This is a genomic window from uncultured Parasphingorhabdus sp., from assembly GCF_963677535.2.
GTDB lineage: Bacteria > Pseudomonadota > Alphaproteobacteria > Sphingomonadales > Sphingomonadaceae > Parasphingorhabdus.
Genome location: NZ_CAXXUT010000001.1, coordinates 903904 through 919579, shown reverse-complemented (window position 1 = coordinate 919579; position 15676 = coordinate 903904). Strand labels below are relative to the sequence as shown.

At 56.7% G+C, this 15676-nt stretch carries 16 protein-coding genes; 6 read left to right on the top strand and 10 right to left on the bottom strand.

The window, feature by feature from the left end; all coding sequences use genetic code 11:
* Nucleotides 1-10: 10 nt before the first annotated feature.
* Nucleotides 11-277 (bottom strand): succinate dehydrogenase assembly factor 2, encoded by a 267-nt coding sequence (locus ACHZCJ_RS04455; RefSeq protein ID WP_321324225.1) that lies wholly within the window; start codon nucleotides 275-277, stop codon nucleotides 11-13.
* A 59-nt stretch (nucleotides 278-336) separates the two neighbouring features.
* Between ACHZCJ_RS04455 and recG the strand changes: the two genes are divergently transcribed.
* On the top strand, nucleotides 337-2394 hold the full coding sequence (gene recG, locus ACHZCJ_RS04450) for an ATP-dependent DNA helicase RecG (protein WP_321324223.1): 2058 nt from the start codon (nucleotides 337-339) through the stop codon (nucleotides 2392-2394).
* 3 nt (nucleotides 2395-2397) lie between these two features.
* Here recG and ACHZCJ_RS04445 read toward each other — a convergent pair whose 3' ends face one another.
* Together ACHZCJ_RS04445 and tyrS are read right to left on the bottom strand one after the other, a co-directional pair.
* On the bottom strand, nucleotides 2398-2682 hold the full coding sequence (locus tag ACHZCJ_RS04445) for a PilZ domain-containing protein (RefSeq protein ID WP_159642063.1): 285 nt from the start codon (nucleotides 2680-2682) through the stop codon (nucleotides 2398-2400).
* A 129-nt stretch (nucleotides 2683-2811) separates the two neighbouring features.
* A complete protein-coding gene (gene tyrS, locus ACHZCJ_RS04440) occupies nucleotides 2812-4041 on the bottom strand; it encodes a tyrosine--tRNA ligase (protein WP_321324220.1) in 1230 nt (409 codons plus the stop codon).
* Between the two features lie 38 nt (nucleotides 4042-4079).
* Here tyrS and ACHZCJ_RS04435 point away from each other — a divergent pair, with 38 nt between their 5' ends.
* Genes ACHZCJ_RS04435 through ACHZCJ_RS04425 form a run of 3 tightly spaced genes read left to right on the top strand, consistent with a single transcriptional unit; the run spans nucleotide 4080 to nucleotide 6181 of the window.
* Entirely contained in the window at nucleotides 4080-4625 is a 546-nt protein-coding gene (locus ACHZCJ_RS04435; RefSeq protein WP_159642067.1) for a DOMON-like domain-containing protein, read from the top strand.
* Nucleotides 4625-5821 carry a DUF1343 domain-containing protein gene (locus ACHZCJ_RS04430; RefSeq protein ID WP_321324218.1) on the top strand — a complete coding sequence of 399 codons (1197 nt, stop codon included), beginning with the start codon at nucleotides 4625-4627 and terminating at the stop codon, nucleotides 5819-5821. The genes ACHZCJ_RS04435 and ACHZCJ_RS04430 overlap by 1 nt, the downstream gene beginning before the upstream one ends.
* Nucleotides 5822-5878: 57 nt before the next feature.
* A complete protein-coding gene (locus ACHZCJ_RS04425) occupies nucleotides 5879-6181 on the top strand; it encodes a hypothetical protein (RefSeq protein WP_321324215.1) in 303 nt (100 codons plus the stop codon).
* 3 nt (nucleotides 6182-6184) lie between these two features.
* Here the strand turns inward: ACHZCJ_RS04425 and ACHZCJ_RS04420 are convergent, their stop codons facing one another.
* The 7 genes from ACHZCJ_RS04420 to ACHZCJ_RS04390 form a co-directional block, all read right to left on the bottom strand.
* Nucleotides 6185-7366 carry a VWA domain-containing protein gene (locus ACHZCJ_RS04420; protein ID WP_321324214.1) on the bottom strand — a complete coding sequence of 394 codons (1182 nt, stop codon included), beginning with the start codon at nucleotides 7364-7366 and terminating at the stop codon, nucleotides 6185-6187.
* Between the two features lie 15 nt (nucleotides 7367-7381).
* A complete protein-coding gene (locus tag ACHZCJ_RS04415) occupies nucleotides 7382-8227 on the bottom strand; it encodes a MoxR family ATPase (protein WP_159642075.1) in 846 nt (281 codons plus the stop codon).
* Nucleotides 8228-8333: 106 nt separating this feature from the next.
* Nucleotides 8334-8969, bottom strand: coding sequence for a DUF6975 family protein (locus ACHZCJ_RS04410; protein WP_321324211.1), 636 nt, complete (start codon nucleotides 8967-8969; stop codon nucleotides 8334-8336).
* Nucleotides 8970-9136: 167 nt separating this feature from the next.
* On the bottom strand, nucleotides 9137-11149 hold the full coding sequence (gene rpoD, locus ACHZCJ_RS04405) for an RNA polymerase sigma factor RpoD (RefSeq protein WP_321324209.1): 2013 nt from the start codon (nucleotides 11147-11149) through the stop codon (nucleotides 9137-9139).
* 23 nt (nucleotides 11150-11172) lie between these two features.
* Nucleotides 11173-13041 carry a DNA primase gene (dnaG, locus tag ACHZCJ_RS04400; protein ID WP_321324208.1) on the bottom strand — a complete coding sequence of 623 codons (1869 nt, stop codon included), beginning with the start codon at nucleotides 13039-13041 and terminating at the stop codon, nucleotides 11173-11175.
* The gene (locus tag ACHZCJ_RS04395; protein WP_394700027.1) at nucleotides 13038-13427 is read right to left on the bottom strand and encodes an endonuclease domain-containing protein; all 390 of its coding nucleotides are present in this window, start codon (nucleotides 13425-13427) and stop codon (nucleotides 13038-13040) included. The genes dnaG and ACHZCJ_RS04395 overlap by 4 nt, the downstream gene beginning before the upstream one ends.
* Before the next feature lie 55 nt (nucleotides 13428-13482).
* A complete protein-coding gene (locus ACHZCJ_RS04390) occupies nucleotides 13483-13935 on the bottom strand; it encodes a GatB/YqeY domain-containing protein (RefSeq protein WP_159642083.1) in 453 nt (150 codons plus the stop codon).
* A 133-nt stretch (nucleotides 13936-14068) separates the two neighbouring features.
* Between ACHZCJ_RS04390 and carA the strand changes: the two genes are divergently transcribed.
* Together carA and ACHZCJ_RS04380 are read left to right on the top strand one after the other, a co-directional pair.
* Nucleotides 14069-15265, top strand: coding sequence for a glutamine-hydrolyzing carbamoyl-phosphate synthase small subunit (gene carA, locus ACHZCJ_RS04385; RefSeq protein ID WP_321324203.1), 1197 nt, complete (start codon nucleotides 14069-14071; stop codon nucleotides 15263-15265).
* Nucleotides 15262-15639 (top strand): ribonuclease E inhibitor RraB, encoded by a 378-nt coding sequence (locus ACHZCJ_RS04380; protein WP_321324201.1) that lies wholly within the window; start codon nucleotides 15262-15264, stop codon nucleotides 15637-15639. The genes carA and ACHZCJ_RS04380 overlap by 4 nt, the downstream gene beginning before the upstream one ends.
* The last annotated feature ends 37 nt before the right edge of the window (nucleotides 15640-15676 follow it).

Here is a 15676-nt window from a genome sequence, read left to right as displayed (position 1 = left end):
AATTGGAAGGTTATTTTGTGGCATCAATATAGTCGAGCTTCCGCATATTATCCATTTGCGGGCCTTGGAAAGCCTGAGGCACGGGAAGGGTGCCGATCGCCCAGGCCATGACATCCACATCGTCTTCCACGAGCAGCCGTTCGAACCATTCGATCTCCTCGCCGGACCAGTCCGGACTATAGCGATCAAAGAAGCCGCCGATCAAGAAATCGGCTTCACGCGTTCCGCGATGCCAGGCGCGAAATTGTAGCCGTTTGAGCCTTGTCTCGCGATCCATATTTACTGCTCCAACTTGGCTGGCTTATTGAGCCAGCGGGGGTATAAAGGCGGATAGACATGCGGCCCGAGATACTCAATCCATTATTTGGCGAAACCCAGTCGCTCAAGGGCGTCGGCAAGGCTTTGGCCAAGCCGCTCGAGAAGTTGCGACTGACCCGTATCAAGGATCTGCTCTATCATCAGCCGAGCTACTGGATGCGTCGAAAGCGAGTTGATGAACTTGACGAAGTCGATGTTGGCGAGACGATCATTATCCAGATTACCCCGGTCGACTATCGCACCGGCGGACCGCGCAGCCCGCTGCGGGTTCACGCAACGGACGAGGCAGGCAATTATATCAGTCTGACGTTTTTCGGACGCAATCCGGCATGGCCGAAGAAGCTGCTGCCGCTAGGTAAACCGAAGATAATCTCGGGTAAGCTCGAACGCTATGGCGACGAACTCCAGATGGTGCATCCCGACCAGATCCTGGAACCCGACCAAGGCGAAAATATTGCGGTACTAGAGCCGATTTATCCGTTGGCCGACGGGCTCGGAAATGGACGAATGAAGCAGCTGGTCGAGCAGGCGCTTGCGCTTGCTCCGGACCTGCCGGAATGGATAGAACCGAGCCAGCTGGCGGCCAAAAGCTGGAAGAATTGGAAACATGAAATTCAATCTGTCCATCGCACGGAAAGCGAGGGGAACAGCGACCGTCTTGCCTATGACGAGATATTTGCCAACCAGCTGGCTTTCATGCTGGTGCGTGCGGACAATCGGGCCAAGAAAGGCATCCCCGTTCAGGGAGACGGCAGGCTGCGCAAGCAGCTGAAGCTGCCTTTTGATCTGACCAACGCCCAGCAACGCTGCATTGCAGAGATTGAAGGCGATCTCGGACAAAGCGCTCCAATGCTCCGGCTGCTGCAGGGCGATGTCGGTTCCGGCAAGACGCTGGTCGCGCTGATGGCATTGTTGTCGGCGGTGGAAGCCGGATATCAGGGCGCATTTCTGGCCCCGACAGAAATATTGGCGCGGCAACATTTCGAGAGCCTGCAGAAACTGTTGACCGGCCTACCGGTCAATATCGCAATTCTGACCGGTCGCGACAAGGGCAAGGCACGCGAAGCAACACTGATGGGTCTGATGGACGGGTCCATCCACATATTGATCGGTACCCACGCGATATTCCAGGAGCATGTGAAATATAAAAATCTTGCTGTCGCGGTCATTGATGAACAGCATAAATTCGGTGTTTCCCAGCGCCTTTTGCTGACCCAGAAAGCGGACCGCACACCGCATCTGCTGGCGATGACCGCCACGCCCATTCCGCGCACGCTGACCCTCAGCCAATTTGGCGAAATGGATGTGTCGCGGATCGATGAACTGCCCCCGGGGCGGCAGACTATTGATACCAGGGTGATTTCTGTCGGGCGTTTGCCCGATGTGGTTGACGGGCTGGCGCGCCATATCGGCTCTGGCGGTCAGGCCTATTGGGTCTGCCCGCTGATCGACGAAAGCGAGAAAAGCGATCTGGCTGCGGCGGAGGAACGCGCTGCCACTCTGAAGGCGCGCTTTGGTGATCAGGTCGGTCTTGTTCACGGCCGGATGAAAGGCCCCGAAAAAGATCGGGAGATGGAACGCTTCCAGCGGAACGAGATCAAGGTGCTGGTCGCTACCACCGTGATCGAAGTTGGCGTTGATGTACCCAATGCCAGTCTGATGATCATCGAAGCGGCCGACCGTTTCGGGCTCGCGCAATTGCACCAGCTTCGCGGTCGCGTCGGCCGGGGTAGTGTCAAATCGAATTGCCTGCTGATTCGCGGCGATACGCTCAGCGAAACGGCACGCGCGCGACTCAGCCTGATGCGGGAAACCAATGATGGGTTCCGGATCGCAGAGGAAGATCTCCGGTTGCGCGGGGCGGGTGAGCTGCTCGGGACCCGGCAATCCGGAGACGCCGGCTTTCGCGTGGCAACGCCGACACAGGTCAGCGAGTTTATCGGAGCGGCCACCGATGATGCCCGGCTGTTGCTTGACCGGGACGGAGGACTGGCCAGCGAAAGAGGGCAGGCGGCGCGCATTGCCCTTTATCTGTTCGAACGAGACTGGGGCGTCGGTCTTTTGCGCAGTGGATAGAGCCTATTGGCCGTTGATCTTGTCGAGCATTGCGTAGAAATCCGGCTCCCGGATGACTCGTTCGAATTTGAAGCCATGGCGGCCCTGATGAGACCAGACCAGATAGGCTTCGATTCGACCGGCGACCGGCAGGCGAACGGTGACCCGGTCGCCCTTTTCCATGTCTATCGGGTCGGCCAGCATCATGCCGTTTGCAGAAATATTGGCGATCCGGACCTGGATTTCACTATCAGGCTGCACTTCGCAGACGGTCTCGAAGTCGACCGAAAAACGTGTGGCGCGACGCATATCTGTGGCTGTTTGAGGTGTTAGACCGTTCATTCGCAGCGAGCTCCATAGATGGTTCATCGCAACCATAACGGTCGATCAAGAATAATTGGTAAATGACCTCGTTGGTGGGCTAAGATTCTTGCGCGGTCAGGCGCTGCGAAGCAAACCGTGTTTTTTCTTGCCGGCGGAAATCTTCCTGTCCTCGCCGGCCAGATCAACCATTGCCCCCGCGTCCCGCACAGGATCATCATCAATTCGCGCGCCACCACCGGCCACCAGACGTTTGGCTTCGCCCTTGGAGGCGCAGAAGCCGATTCCGACAAGCGCGTCCAGAATGGAAATCTCGCTGTCCGCCACCTCGAAAACAGGCAAATTGTTGCCGGCAGTGCCTTGCTCGAAGGTCTGCTGCGCGGTCCGGGCGGCATCCGCTGCCGCGCTGTCACCGTGCGCCATCGCAGTGGCGGCATCAGCCAATAATTTCTTGGCTTCGTTTATTTCAGACCCTTCAAGCGATTCCAGTCGTGCAATTTCTTCCAGATCAATGTCGGTAAACAATCGCATGAACTTGCCGACATCGCGATCGTCGGTGTTGCGCCAGAATTGCCAGTAATCATAGGGCGACAGCCGCTCGGCATTCAGCCAGATCGCGCCGTCCACGGATTTGCCCATCTTGGATCCGTCCGCCTTCGTAATCAGGGGCGTGGTGACTCCGAACAGTTCGGCTCCTTCGATCCGGCGACCGAGTTCGACGCCGTTTACAATATTGCCCCATTGATCGGAACCACCGAGCTGCAATTTACATCCATATTGCCGCGATAACTCGACAAAGTCATAGGCCTGCAGGATCATATAGTTGAATTCCAGAAACGTAAGCGGCTGTTCGCGCTCGAGTCTGAGTTTGACAGAGTCAAAGGTCAACATGCGATTGATCGTAAAATGACGGCCGATGTCCCGGAGGAACGGGATATATTCGAGTTGGCCAAGCCAATCGTCATTATTGACCATGATCGCATCGGTCGGACCGTCACCAAACGTCAGAAAATTTTCAAAACAGCCGCGAATTTTGGCGAAATTCGACGCGATACCTTCATCGTCGAGTATCTTTCGCATTTCGTCCTTGCCTGACGGATCGCCGATTTTTGTGGTCGCGCCTCCCATCAACACAATCGGTTTGTGTCCGGCCTGCTGCAGCCGACGGAGCATCATGATCTGGACCAGGTTGCCGACGTGCAGGGAATCGGCGGTAACATCAAATCCGATATAGCCGGGAATAATGCTCTTCGAAGCAAGCGAGTCCAATGCTTCGGCATCGGTTAACTGGTGGATATAGCCGCGATCATTCAGTAGACGCAGGAGATCGGATTGATAATGGGTCATGGATTGGTCCGTTACATGGGGACAACGAAAGTCGCAATATGCGTTTGAACTTGCAAAGCCATCCCGCGACGCCGGTTTCGGCAATAGAGGGAATAGCAGTCCAATGGTCGATGGCAAAGACCGGTACGATATGGTTGCGATATCATGTCTCCGGAGAGGCCGGGAAAATAAAACTGCCGGATGATCTGGAGCAATATGCGCGGGCGGACAATTTATGGGAAACCACCTGCTTCGAACTTTTCCTCGGCGAGCCGGCGGCCGAGCAATATTGCGAATTCAATTTTTCTCCGTCGGGCAACTGGGCGGCTTATGGATTCGACCGCTATCGGGCCGGGATGAAGCCGCTCATCCTGTCAAAAACGCCCGAGATTCATATCGATTTCAGCGACACGCATATAGCGCTCGAAGCCACGGTGGCATTGCCGGACCCATGGGTGGCACCCGTACTCGACGCCGGTCTGTCGGCTGTGATCGAAACGCAGGATGGAGAGAAATCCCTCTGGGCTTTGGCGCATCCCGGCGCTAGGCCGGATTTCCACCACCGGGATGGTTTTACGCTCAAAATGGAGGCAGCGGAAGGTTGATGAAATTCGGAATAGACAGGCTGATCGAAAACGCCGAACTGCGCCGGCCGCTGGCGGGCAAGCGGATCGCATTGCTGGCGCATCCGGCTTCGGTAACATGCGATCTGGTGCACAGTCTCGATGCCTTGTCCGCTCTGGACGATATCAACCTGACCGCCGCCTTTGGTCCCCAGCACGGTCTGCGCGGAGACAAGCAGGACAATATGATCGAGTCGCCCGATTACAACGATCCGATCCATGATATTCCGGTGTTCAGTCTCTATGGCGAAGTGCGCCGGCCGACGGCGGAGTCGATGGAGAGTTTTGACGCGATCCTGATCGATCTACAGGATCTCGGTTGCCGGATATACACGTTCATCACCACCCTGCGCTATATGCTGGAAGCCGCAGCAGAGCATGGCAAGACCGTGTGGGTGCTGGACCGGCCCAATCCTGCCGGAAGACCCGTCGAGGGCACGTTGCTGGAAGACGGATGGGAAAGTTTTGTCGGGGCAGGGCCGATGCCGATGCGGCACGGGCTGACCATGGGCGAAATGGGATGCTGGATGATCAGCCATTTCGATCTCGACGTCGACTATCGGGTTATCGAGATGCAGGGCTGGCAGCCCGAAGGCCCGGGATTCGGCTGGCCGGAAGATCGCATCTGGATCAATCCCAGTCCCAATGCACCGAATGTCAATATGGCGCGCGCCTATGCCGGGACGGTGATGCTGGAAGGCACGATGCTGTCCGAAGGGCGAGGCACGACACGTCCGCTGGAGCTTTTCGGTGCGCCGGATATCGATGCGCGCTCGGTGATGGCGGCAATGCGGGACATGGCGTCGCAATGGCTCGAGGGTTGCCTGTTGCGGGATATCTGGTTCGAACCGACCTTTCACAAGCATCAGGGCCTGCTGTGCAACGGCGTCCATATCCATGCCGAGGGACCGGCTTATGACCACTCCGCATTCCGGCCGTGGCGACTGCAGGCTCTGGCATTGAAGGCAATCGGCAAACTTTACAGCGGCTATCAGCTGTGGCGGGATTTTCCCTACGAATATGAGAATGATAAATTAGCGTTCGATGTCATCAATGGCGGTCCGTCATTGCGGCAGTGGATCGAGGCTCCCTCGTCCACTGCAGCCGATCTGGATGCGATAGCGGAGCCCGATGAAAATCAGTGGCAAGAACGGTCGAAAGAGTTTTTTCTTTACTGACTATGCTGCACTGCAACATATGCTTGCAATCAGTCCGGAATCTGGTAATTGGCCGCCATGTTACCGAGTAAAGAGTTTTTCGAAGGCGTTGCGCTGAAAAAATGCGTCTCTGCTACTTATAACAAAACGGCCTTCAAGCTGGCGCCCCATATCCTCTACACCCGTCACGACGAGATGCATGTCGATGCGGTGCCGCTGGAAAAGGACGGTCAGCCGCCACGTGAGATCAAGCTGGCAACGTTCAAGCTTGCCGGGCTGAAGGATGTGCTCGTCGAAGATCAGCATTTCGAACGGTCCGATGTTTTCGAACCGCAGGCCGAAAAATACGACGGAACGACGCTGCTCGCAATCGAAGACTAGCGATCAGCCCTGTTTCCGGGTCAATTCTTTCATCGCATCGCCCAGACCGTCCACCGTCAGCGGATACATCCGGTCATTCATCAGTTCGCGAATGATCTTGACGCTTTGGGAATAGCCCCACTGCTTTTCCGGTACCGGATTGAGCCAGGCCGCGGCAGGATAGGTGTTGGTCAGCCGGTTCATCCAGGTCACCCCGGCTTCTTCATTAAAATGTTCGACCGATCCGCCCGGATGGGTGATTTCATAGGGGCTCATCGATGCGTCGCCGACGAAGATCAGCTTATAGTCATGGCCATATTTGTGCAGCACATCCCAGGTGTTGGTGCGCTCGGAAAAGCGGCGGCGATTGTCTTTCCACAGGCCTTCATAGGGGCAGTTGTGGAAATAGAAAAATTCGAGATTTTTGAACTCGCTGGTCGCCGCGCTGAAAAGCTCCTCACAAAGCTTGATGAACGGATCCATCGACCCGCCGACGTCGAGAAACAATAGCAGCTTCACTGCATTGTGCCGTTCCGGGCGCATGTGGATGTCGAGCCAGCCCTGTTTGGCCGTACCACTGATTGTCCGGTCGATGTCGAGCTCGTCGGCAGCCCCTTCGCGGGCAAATTTGCGCAACCGGCGGAGCGCGACCTTGATATTGCGCGTGCCCAGCAGCTTGGTATTGTCAAGATTCTGGAACTCGCGCTTGTCCCAGACCTTGATCGCTTTCTTCTGACCGCCTTCGCCGCCGATCCGCACGCCTTCGGGATTATAGCCCGAATTGCCGTAGGGCGATGTGCCACCAGTGCCTATCCACTTGCTCCCGCCTTCGTGGCGTTTCTGCTGTTCCTCGAGCCGCTCTTTCAGCGTCTCCATGATTTCTTCCCAGCTGCCGAGCGACTTGATCTTCTCCATCTCTTCTTCAGACAGATATTTCTCGGCAACCGCTTTCAGCCAGTCGAGCGGAATATCTTCTTCCTGGGTGCCGTAGGAAGTTTCGATGCCCTTGAAGACTTTTGAAAACACTTGGTCAAAACGGTCGAGCAAGCCCTCGTCTTTCACGAAGGTTGCGCGCGACAGATAATAGAATTCCTCTGGACTGCGCCGGATAACGTCTTTCTCAAGCGCTTCGAGCAGAACCAGATGTTCCTTGAGCGACGCCGAAATACCGGCGGCTCGTAGTTCGTCCATGAAGTTGAAGAACATCCTATCTGCCCTTGCTTAGCGTGCTTCGCGTTTCGCCATGAAAGCCAGGCGCTCGAACAGCATTACGTCCTGCTCGTTCTTGAGCAGCGCGCCGTGCAGAGGCGGGATCGCCTTGCTGCTGTCGGAGGATTGCAGCGCTTCGAGTGGCATGTCCTCGTTGAGGATCAGCTTCAGCCAGTCCAGCAGTTCGCTGGTGCTGGGTTTCTTCTTGAGGCCGGGAACGTCACGGACATCGTAGAAAATGTCCATTGCCTTCTTGACCAGAACACCCTGAATGTCAGGGAAATGGACATTGATGATGTCCTGCATCGTCTCCCGGTCCGGGAATTTGATATAATGGAAGAAACAGCGGCGCAGGAAGGCGTCCGGCAATTCCTTCTCGTTGTTCGAGGTGATGATCACGATCGGCCGTTCCGTCGCCTTGACGGTTTCCTTGGTCTCGTAAACATGAAATTCCATGCGGTCGAGTTCCTGCAGCAGATCGTTCGGAAATTCGATGTCGGCCTTGTCGATCTCGTCGATCAACAGAACGGGGAGTTCGGGAGCGGTGAAGGCCTCCCACAGCTTGCCCTTGCGGATATAGTTGGAAATATCGTGTACACGCTCATCGCCCAGCTGACCGTCGCGAAGCCGCGCGACCGCGTCATATTCATAGAGGCCCTGATGGGCCTTGGTGGTGGATTTGACGTTCCACTCGATCAGCGGGGTCCCCATTGCCTTGGCGATTTCATAGGCCAGAACCGTCTTGCCGGTGCCCGGCTCGCCCTTGACGAGGAGGGGGCGCCGGAGGGTCATTGCGGCATTGACAGCAACCTTCAGATCATCGGTTGCAACATAGTCTTTGGTGCCGTCAAAACGCATGATATTCTATTCCTTGCCTTAATAGTCAAAGCAAAGGCGATAGGGAAAACTCCCGTTCCAGGCAAGTTAATCATTTAGTTAATTTATTCGGGAATCCGCAGGGGGATTAGCGGGAAAGCCGCATATTCCGGCGCGCTTCCAGTAGTTGCCACAGTCCGCGATGCTGGTTGAGCAGCTGTTCGGCCCCGAAATTCAGTGCCCTTTCCAGGGCCGGTGTCGCGGCCAGATTGTCGCTGAGCGCGGCTGTCTGTTCCACATGCGGCAAAATGGAAGCGCGTGCTTCCACGCCGATGCGCAAGGCAATCTGTTCCAGAATATGTCTGATGCAATGCCAGTCCGCCACCAGGGCAATGGCCGCTCCGATTGCACAACCGGCGCGCTCCGACTGAGACAGCATATCCAGCGCCTTCCGCTGGCCCAGCACCGCGGCATTGCTCTGGTCATCAAGGCTCACACCCGAAATCGGGCCGGCGGCGACGGTCAATTTTGTCAGCAAGGCCCGTTCAGCAGCAAAGCCGTCGGTCGCCTGGATCAGCCATTCCCGCGCTGCATCATCGACCGTCTTGGTCGCCGCATGGTCGATGACACCGGGATGGCGTCCGTGCAAAACGCACAGGAAATGCACGATATCGGCAATATCAGCCCCCGACAGCTGGGATAGGTCTTCACCCATCAGCTGGACATAGGGAACGGCGTCGCTGCCATAAGTATCGATCAGGCCAGCGAACCCTGGCTGTCTCACCAATTGTGCGTTTTGTCCTAGCATCGCGTTTCCGATATCCGAATGAAGTTACGAAAATGCCCGAAGCATTCTCAACATTCTTGGAATATACCAACGATACCTAAAGAGTAGGTTTACCGGCTGTTAGGGAATTACAAACCATAGCAGCCCGGTGCGACCATCCGGTTTTACTGGTCCAGGAAACTCCGCATTTTGCGACTGCGGCTCGGATGCTTCAGCTTGCGCAAGGCCTTGGCCTCGATCTGACGGATACGTTCGCGGGTAACGCTGAACTGCTGGCCGACTTCCTCGAGCGTATGGTCGGTGTTCATGCCGATCCCGAAGCGCATGCGCAGCACGCGTTCTTCGCGCGGGGTCAGGCTTGCCAGCACGCGCGTTACCGTTTCCTTCAGATTGGCCTGAATTGCCGCATCGACCGGAATAATCGCATTCTTGTCCTCGATGAAATCTCCGAGATGCGAATCTTCTTCATCACCAATCGGCGTTTCGAGAGAGATCGGCTCCTTGGCGATTTTCATCACCTTGCGGACCTTCTCCAGCGGCATGGACAGGCGCTCGGCCATTTCTTCCGGCGTCGGTTCGCGGCCCTGCTCGTGCAGAAACTGGCGGCTGGTGCGGACCAGCTTGTTGATCGTTTCGATCATGTGAACCGGAATACGGATGGTCCGCGCCTGATCGGCGATCGATCGCGTGATTGCCTGGCGAATCCACCATGTCGCATAGGTGCTGAACTTGTAACCACGGCGATATTCGAACTTGTCGACCGCTTTCATCAGGCCGATATTGCCTTCCTGAATGAGATCAAGGAACTGCAGGCCGCGGTTGGTATATTTCTTGGCGATCGAAATCACGAGGCGGAGATTCGCCTCGACCATTTCCTTCTTGGCGATACGCGCTTCGCGTTCGCCCTTCTGGACCATATTGACGATCCGCCGGAATTCGACCAGCGACGTGCCGGTCGCGTTGGCGATGTCGGAAATTTCCGTCCGGATACGGTCGACGGCATCGGCTTCCTTTTCGACAAAGGCCGCCCATTTCTTGTCGACTTTGGCCATGCTTGCCAACCAGTTGTCGTCAAGTTCGTTGCCGATATAGCTATCCAGAAACGCGCGCCGCGGTACCTTGTGACGTTCAGCCAGCCGCAGCATTTGTCCGCCCAGCGTCGTCAGGCGCCGGTTGAACGAGTAGAGCTGGTCGACCAGAAACTCGATTTTATTGGCATGAAACTGCACGCTTTCGACCAACGCGGTCAATTCCTCGCGCAAATCGTGATATTTCTTCTCCGAAGCGGCCGGAAAATCCTGACCGGCCGCTAGCGCTTCCAGCCTGGTTGTCTGCAATTTGGAGAATTTCTTGAACACCGACGTGATCAGCGCGAATTTTTCCAGCGCGTCGGGCTTCAGCGCTTCTTCCATCTGGGCGAGGGAGAGGGTATTGTCTTCTTCTTCTTCCTCGACAACACGCTTGGTACGGCGTTCGGTCAGCCCGGCTTCATCATCATCTTCGCCGTCGGCCGATTCCTCGTCTTCAACCTCGTCATCGTCCTTGAAGGACGGCCCGGCGGTTTTTTCGCTGATTTCACCATCATCGTCATCTTCCGCGTCTTCCAGATTCTCCGGAACCGGATCCTTGGAAAGCATTGCGTCAAGGTCGAGAATTTCGCGCAGCTGCATTTCGCCGTCGTTCAGCGCGGTGGACCATTCAATAATCGCGTTGAACGTCGTCGGGCTTTCGCACAGGCCCCAGATCATGGTGTCGCGGCCGGCTTCGATCCGCTTGGCAATGGCAATTTCGCCCTCGCGGCTGAGCAGTTCGACTGCACCCATTTCGCGCAGATACATGCGGACGGGATCGTCGGTGCGGTCACCGGTCGCTTTTTTCGGAGCGGCGGCCGCGGATTTCTTGTCCTTGTCCTTGCCGTCGATCGACTCGACTTCGTCACCACCCATTTCCTCGGCGGCTTCCTCGTCATTCTCGACGATGCGGACGCCCATTTCGGAAATTGCGGACATCACGTCCTCAATCTGTTCATTCTGATCCTGGGGCAGGGCCTCGTTCAACTCGTCAATCGTCAGATAGCCGCGCTTTTTCGCCTTGGTGATCAGCTTCTTGATCGCGCTGTCGTTGAGGTCGATCAACGGTTCGTCTTCGGCTTTGGTATTTTTCGCTTTGCTTGCCAATGGCTCAGGCCCCTAATTAAAAACTATATTGTGTCGTCGATCTGGGTCAGTTCGACCAACCGCTCGTGAAATAACTGCTTCGCTTTGCGAAGGCGCTGCTGCTCGGCATAACTTTCTTCCGTAAGATCATCCTGCACCCGCCGCGTCGCCTCTGCCAGGGCCGCTTCCAGTCCGGGGCGCGCGGTCACCACTTTAATCGCTTCTGCCAAATCCCGATGTGCCCGTTCGATCAATAGCGAAGGGGCATCGTCTGGCAGTTTGCGGTTGAAAGTGAAATTCAGCGCATCGGCCCGTAACAGCCCTTTTGCGACATTATAACAATCTGTCTTCTCCAATATGGTAAGAAGGCCCTGCATATCAAGCGTTTCTTTGCGCATGGCGACATTGATCAGTTCGCCGAGCAGGGACTGCATGGTCGAATCGGCCAGCCGGATCGCGCTGAGCTCCTCGAAATGGCTGGAAATCCGGCACGGATGCCGGATCAGGCCGCCCAATATGCCTTTCGCAATCTGCAGATCATAGCCTTCGATCAGGAAGGATTTTGTATCATCCGTCGGCTTGTAGGAGACAAATTTCGACGGGAACTTGCGGTTCGAATTTTGGGGTCGCCGGCCTTCGGGACGATTGTCCATCCGGGCAAAGAAGGTCGACTGGTAGCGTTCGTTGAATACTTGCCGGTAGTGCTGGGCGATATCCTGATCGGCGATATCGCGGACATGGTCAAACAGCCGTTTCTTTAAACCCGCCTTGGTTTCGGGCGAGTTGAGCGGTTCTGCGTCATATTCGACTTGCCAAATCTTCTCGTCGAGCATCTGCGGCCTGGCGATCAGGGCAGCAAAGGCATGGGCACCCTCCGCACGGATCAGATCATCGGGGTCCTGTCCTGCGGGGAGCGAAACGAAATTGAGGCTGTGCGATGGGCGTAAGATGGGCAGGGCGCGCACTGCAGCGCGCATCGCCGCTTTCTGACCCGCATTATCGCCGTCGAAGCAAAGGATCGGGGCCTCGACCATCTTCCAGATGCGTTCGATCTGATGCTCGGTCAGCGCGGTGCCGAGCGGCGCAACCACGTCGTTAAACCCGGCCTGTGCCAGGGCTATGGCGTCCATATAACCTTCGACCACCAATATCCGTCCGGTCTGGCGCGAAGCGGGCGAGGCCTTGTCGAGATTGTAGAGCGTCCGGCCCTTGTCAAACAGAGGCGTGTCGGGGCTGTTGAGATATTTCGGCTCGCCGTCGCCCAATATCCGGCCTCCAAAGGCGATCACCCGGCCGCGAGGATCGCGGATCGGGATCATCAGACGGCCGCGAAACCGGTCATAAGGATCCTTGCCGTCGACCTTGATCAGCAGTCCGGCCTCGATCAGCCGGTCGAGGCCATGTTTCGACAGGGCATTCTTCAACTGTCCCCGCGAATCGGGAGAGAAGCCGAAACCGAATTCGCGGATCGTCTTTTCCGAAATGCCGCGGTTCTTCAGATAATCCCGCGCCGCCGCGCCTTCGGCGCTGTTGAACCGGTCGACAAACCAGTCCTGCGCTGCCGCCATGACGTCATGCAGCGTGGCCCGGACCTCCTGTCGCTGCGCCGCGCGGGGATCGGGGGCAGGGACTTCCATCTGCGCTTCGGCGGCGAGATCCTTGACCGCGTCCATGAAGCCCAGCCCGCGCTGCTCGGTCATCCAACTGATCGCATCGCCATGGGCGCCGCAACCGAAACAATGATAAAAGCCCTTTTCGTCGTTGATCGTGAAACTGGGAGTCTTCTCGTTATGGAACGGGCAGCAGGCCTTATATTCCCGGCCAGCTTTCTGCACCTTCACGGTCCGCCCGATCAGCGTCGACAGCGTGACACGCGAGCGCAGTTCTTCCAGCCATTGCGGGGTGAGGGTCATAAATCCCCCTCCCGCCTGCGGGAGGGGTTAGGGGTGGGCATATCAGCCAAGACTTGCTCAATCCGCCCAACAACACCCTCAATATTGTTCAAAACATCATCATTTGTGAATCGAATGACCTTATACCCGTGCTTGACAAGAGCCCTTGTTCGCTTCGCATCATAGTCTTGCTGTGTCTCATGCGAATATCCATCGATTTCAATGATCAATCCCAGTTCGCGGCATAGGAAGTCTGCATAATAGGGCCCAACGGGCATTTGCCGGCTGAATTTGCGTCCGCCCACCTGTCGTTTCGATAGATATTTCCAGAGCTTTCGTTCAGCCGGTGTGGCTGCGTTGCGCAGGGACTTGGCGCGGTCGGTATTTCTTGGTTTGAAAACTGCCACTGTTTTTCTTTTCAGTCCCACCCCTAACCCCTCCCGCAGGCGGGAGGGGGATTTTTCAGCTTAGCGCCGCCTTCACCAGCGCGCTGGCCTGACTCATGTCGATTTCCGTGCCGTGGCGCTTTTTCAGTTCGCCCATCACCCGGCCCATGTCCTTCATGCTGTCGGCGCCGAGTTCGGTCTTGATTCCGGCGATCAGGGCGGCGGTTTCTTCCTCGCTCAGTTGCGCGGGGAGAAATTCCTCGATCACGGCGAGTTCCTGTTTCTCGGCAGCGGCGAGTTCGGTGCGGCCGCCGCTTTCGAACATGGCGATCGATTCGCGGCGCTGTTTGGCCATTTTCTGCAGGACATCGGTGACCATGGCGTCATCGTCCGCTGCGGCATCCTTGGTGCGCAGCTCGATATCCTTGTCCTTGATCTTTGCCAATATGCTGCGGGTCGCGGCGGTGCGATCCTTGTCACCGGCCTTCATGGCGGCAATTTGCGCGGCTTTCACGGTCTCGCGAATCATGGCTTTCCTCATATTTTTGGAATAAGCTACCACCATAGCGGGAAGATAATATTTTTCATAGATTGTGACGCCAGAAATCTGGTTCTAGGTCCCGTGAAATTTTGCGCCTGTCACCGACCCGAAGGAACCGCCCATGACCCATGCCCATAATCCCGCCGCTCCCGAGGGTGCAACAGGGATATTGGTATTGGCCGATGGCACAATAATATGGGGACGCGGCTTTGGCGCAACCGGCTCTGCGGTCGGGGAAGTCTGCTTCAACACCGCGATGACCGGCTATCAGGAAGTGATGACCGACCCCAGCTATGCCGGGCAGATTGTCACCTTCACCTTTCCCCATATCGGCAATGTCGGCACCAACGAGGAGGATGTCGAGGCGGATAGCCCGCACGCGCTGGGTTGTATCGTCCGCGAGGATATCACCGCACCGTCCAATTTCCGCGACCAGAAGCCTTTTGACCAGTGGATGGCCGAACAGGGCCGGATCGGCATTTCCGGTGTCGATACAAGGGCTTTGACCCGGCGGATCAGGGAAGCGGGCGCGCCCAATGCGGTGATCGCTTATGATCCCGAGGGCCAGTTCGATATCGATGAACTGCTCGGCAAGGCGCGGGCCTGGTCGGGGCTGGAAGGTCTGGATCTGGCCAAGGAAGTGACCGGGCACCAGACGCATTTGTGGGACAAGGGCGGAGCGTGGCGGCTCGGTCATGGCTATGCGCCATTGGAAGAATTGGAAGCATCTTCAACCCGTCCGCATGTTGTGGCGATTGATTATGGCGCAAAGCGCAATATCTTCAGAAACCTTGTTAAGGCTGGCGCAAAAGTCACTGTAGTTCCTGCTGAAACTTCCTACGAAGAAATCATGGCTTTGAAACCGGCGGGCGTGTTTCTGTCCAATGGCCCCGGCGATCCGGCGGCGACCGGTTCCTATGCGGTTCCGGTGATCCAGCAATTGCTGGAAGCGGATATTCCGCTGTTCGGCATCTGCCTTGGCCACCAGATGCTCGCCCTCGCGGCGGGCGCCAAGACGGTCAAGATGCATCAGGGCCATCGCGGTGCCAATCATCCGGTGCAGCGGATCGGCGGCGGCTGGGCCGAGACCGAAGGGCTGGTCGAGATCACCAGCATGAACCATGGCTTTGCGGTGGACAGCGAAACGCTGCCCGACACTATTCACGAAACCCACAAGAGCCTGTTCGACGGCAGCAATTGCGGCATCGAAATCATCGGCAAGCGCGCATTCGGCGTGCAATATCACCCCGAAGCCAGCCCCGGCCCGCAGGACAGTTTCTATCTGTTCGAGAAATTTGTCGGGGGCCTGACCAAATGAGCGGACCGATTGATCCTGCACATCTTGCCGAAGAATGGGCAATTGATGACGAAATCCTGCAAAATATGGCAGCGGGCGGCGATTTGTCGCATGTTGTGCGCGAGATTAACGTGCAATTTGTCGGCGCGGTTGCCGATCTCAACAAGCTGAAGAATGATGCGGCCAAATGGGGCTTTCGCTCGGCCTTGGTCTCCAATGAGGATGGCGAGTGGGTGATCGAACTGCAGATCGACCTCGACACCAAGCGCGAGACGATCCGCGAACTGACTCGCAAATGCCTCGAGATCGAGAGCGAATATGACATCGACCATGACGGTTGGGGCTGCTTTGCCTGCAACGAGAATGGCGAGATTTCTGACGAGAATCCGGCGTGAAGGGTTTGTTTGATCGTTCCACGGCGGATGCTGTCCG

Coding starts and splice junctions, on each gene's coding strand:
- ACHZCJ_RS04455 (WP_321324225.1), bottom strand. CDS start 277: ATGGATCGCGAGACAAGGCTCAAACGGCTACAATTTCGCGCCTGGCAT.
- recG (WP_321324223.1), top strand. CDS start 337: ATGCGGCCCGAGATACTCAATCCATTATTTGGCGAAACCCAGTCGCTC.
- ACHZCJ_RS04445 (WP_159642063.1), bottom strand. CDS start 2,682: ATGCGTCGCGCCACACGTTTTTCGGTCGACTTCGAGACCGTCTGCGAA.
- tyrS (WP_321324220.1), bottom strand. CDS start 4,041: ATGACCCATTATCAATCCGATCTCCTGCGTCTACTGAATGATCGCGGC.
- ACHZCJ_RS04435 (WP_159642067.1), top strand. CDS start 4,080: ATGCGTTTGAACTTGCAAAGCCATCCCGCGACGCCGGTTTCGGCAATA.
- ACHZCJ_RS04430 (WP_321324218.1), top strand. CDS start 4,625: ATGAAATTCGGAATAGACAGGCTGATCGAAAACGCCGAACTGCGCCGG.
- ACHZCJ_RS04425 (WP_321324215.1), top strand. CDS start 5,879: ATGTTACCGAGTAAAGAGTTTTTCGAAGGCGTTGCGCTGAAAAAATGC.
- ACHZCJ_RS04420 (WP_321324214.1), bottom strand. CDS start 7,366: ATGTTCTTCAACTTCATGGACGAACTACGAGCCGCCGGTATTTCGGCG.
- ACHZCJ_RS04415 (WP_159642075.1), bottom strand. CDS start 8,227: ATGCGTTTTGACGGCACCAAAGACTATGTTGCAACCGATGATCTGAAG.
- dnaG (WP_321324208.1), bottom strand. CDS start 13,041: ATGACCCTCACCCCGCAATGGCTGGAAGAACTGCGCTCGCGTGTCACG.
- ACHZCJ_RS04390 (WP_159642083.1), bottom strand. CDS start 13,935: ATGATTCGCGAGACCGTGAAAGCCGCGCAAATTGCCGCCATGAAGGCC.
- carA (WP_321324203.1), top strand. CDS start 14,069: ATGACCCATGCCCATAATCCCGCCGCTCCCGAGGGTGCAACAGGGATA.
- ACHZCJ_RS04380 (WP_321324201.1), top strand. CDS start 15,262: ATGAGCGGACCGATTGATCCTGCACATCTTGCCGAAGAATGGGCAATT.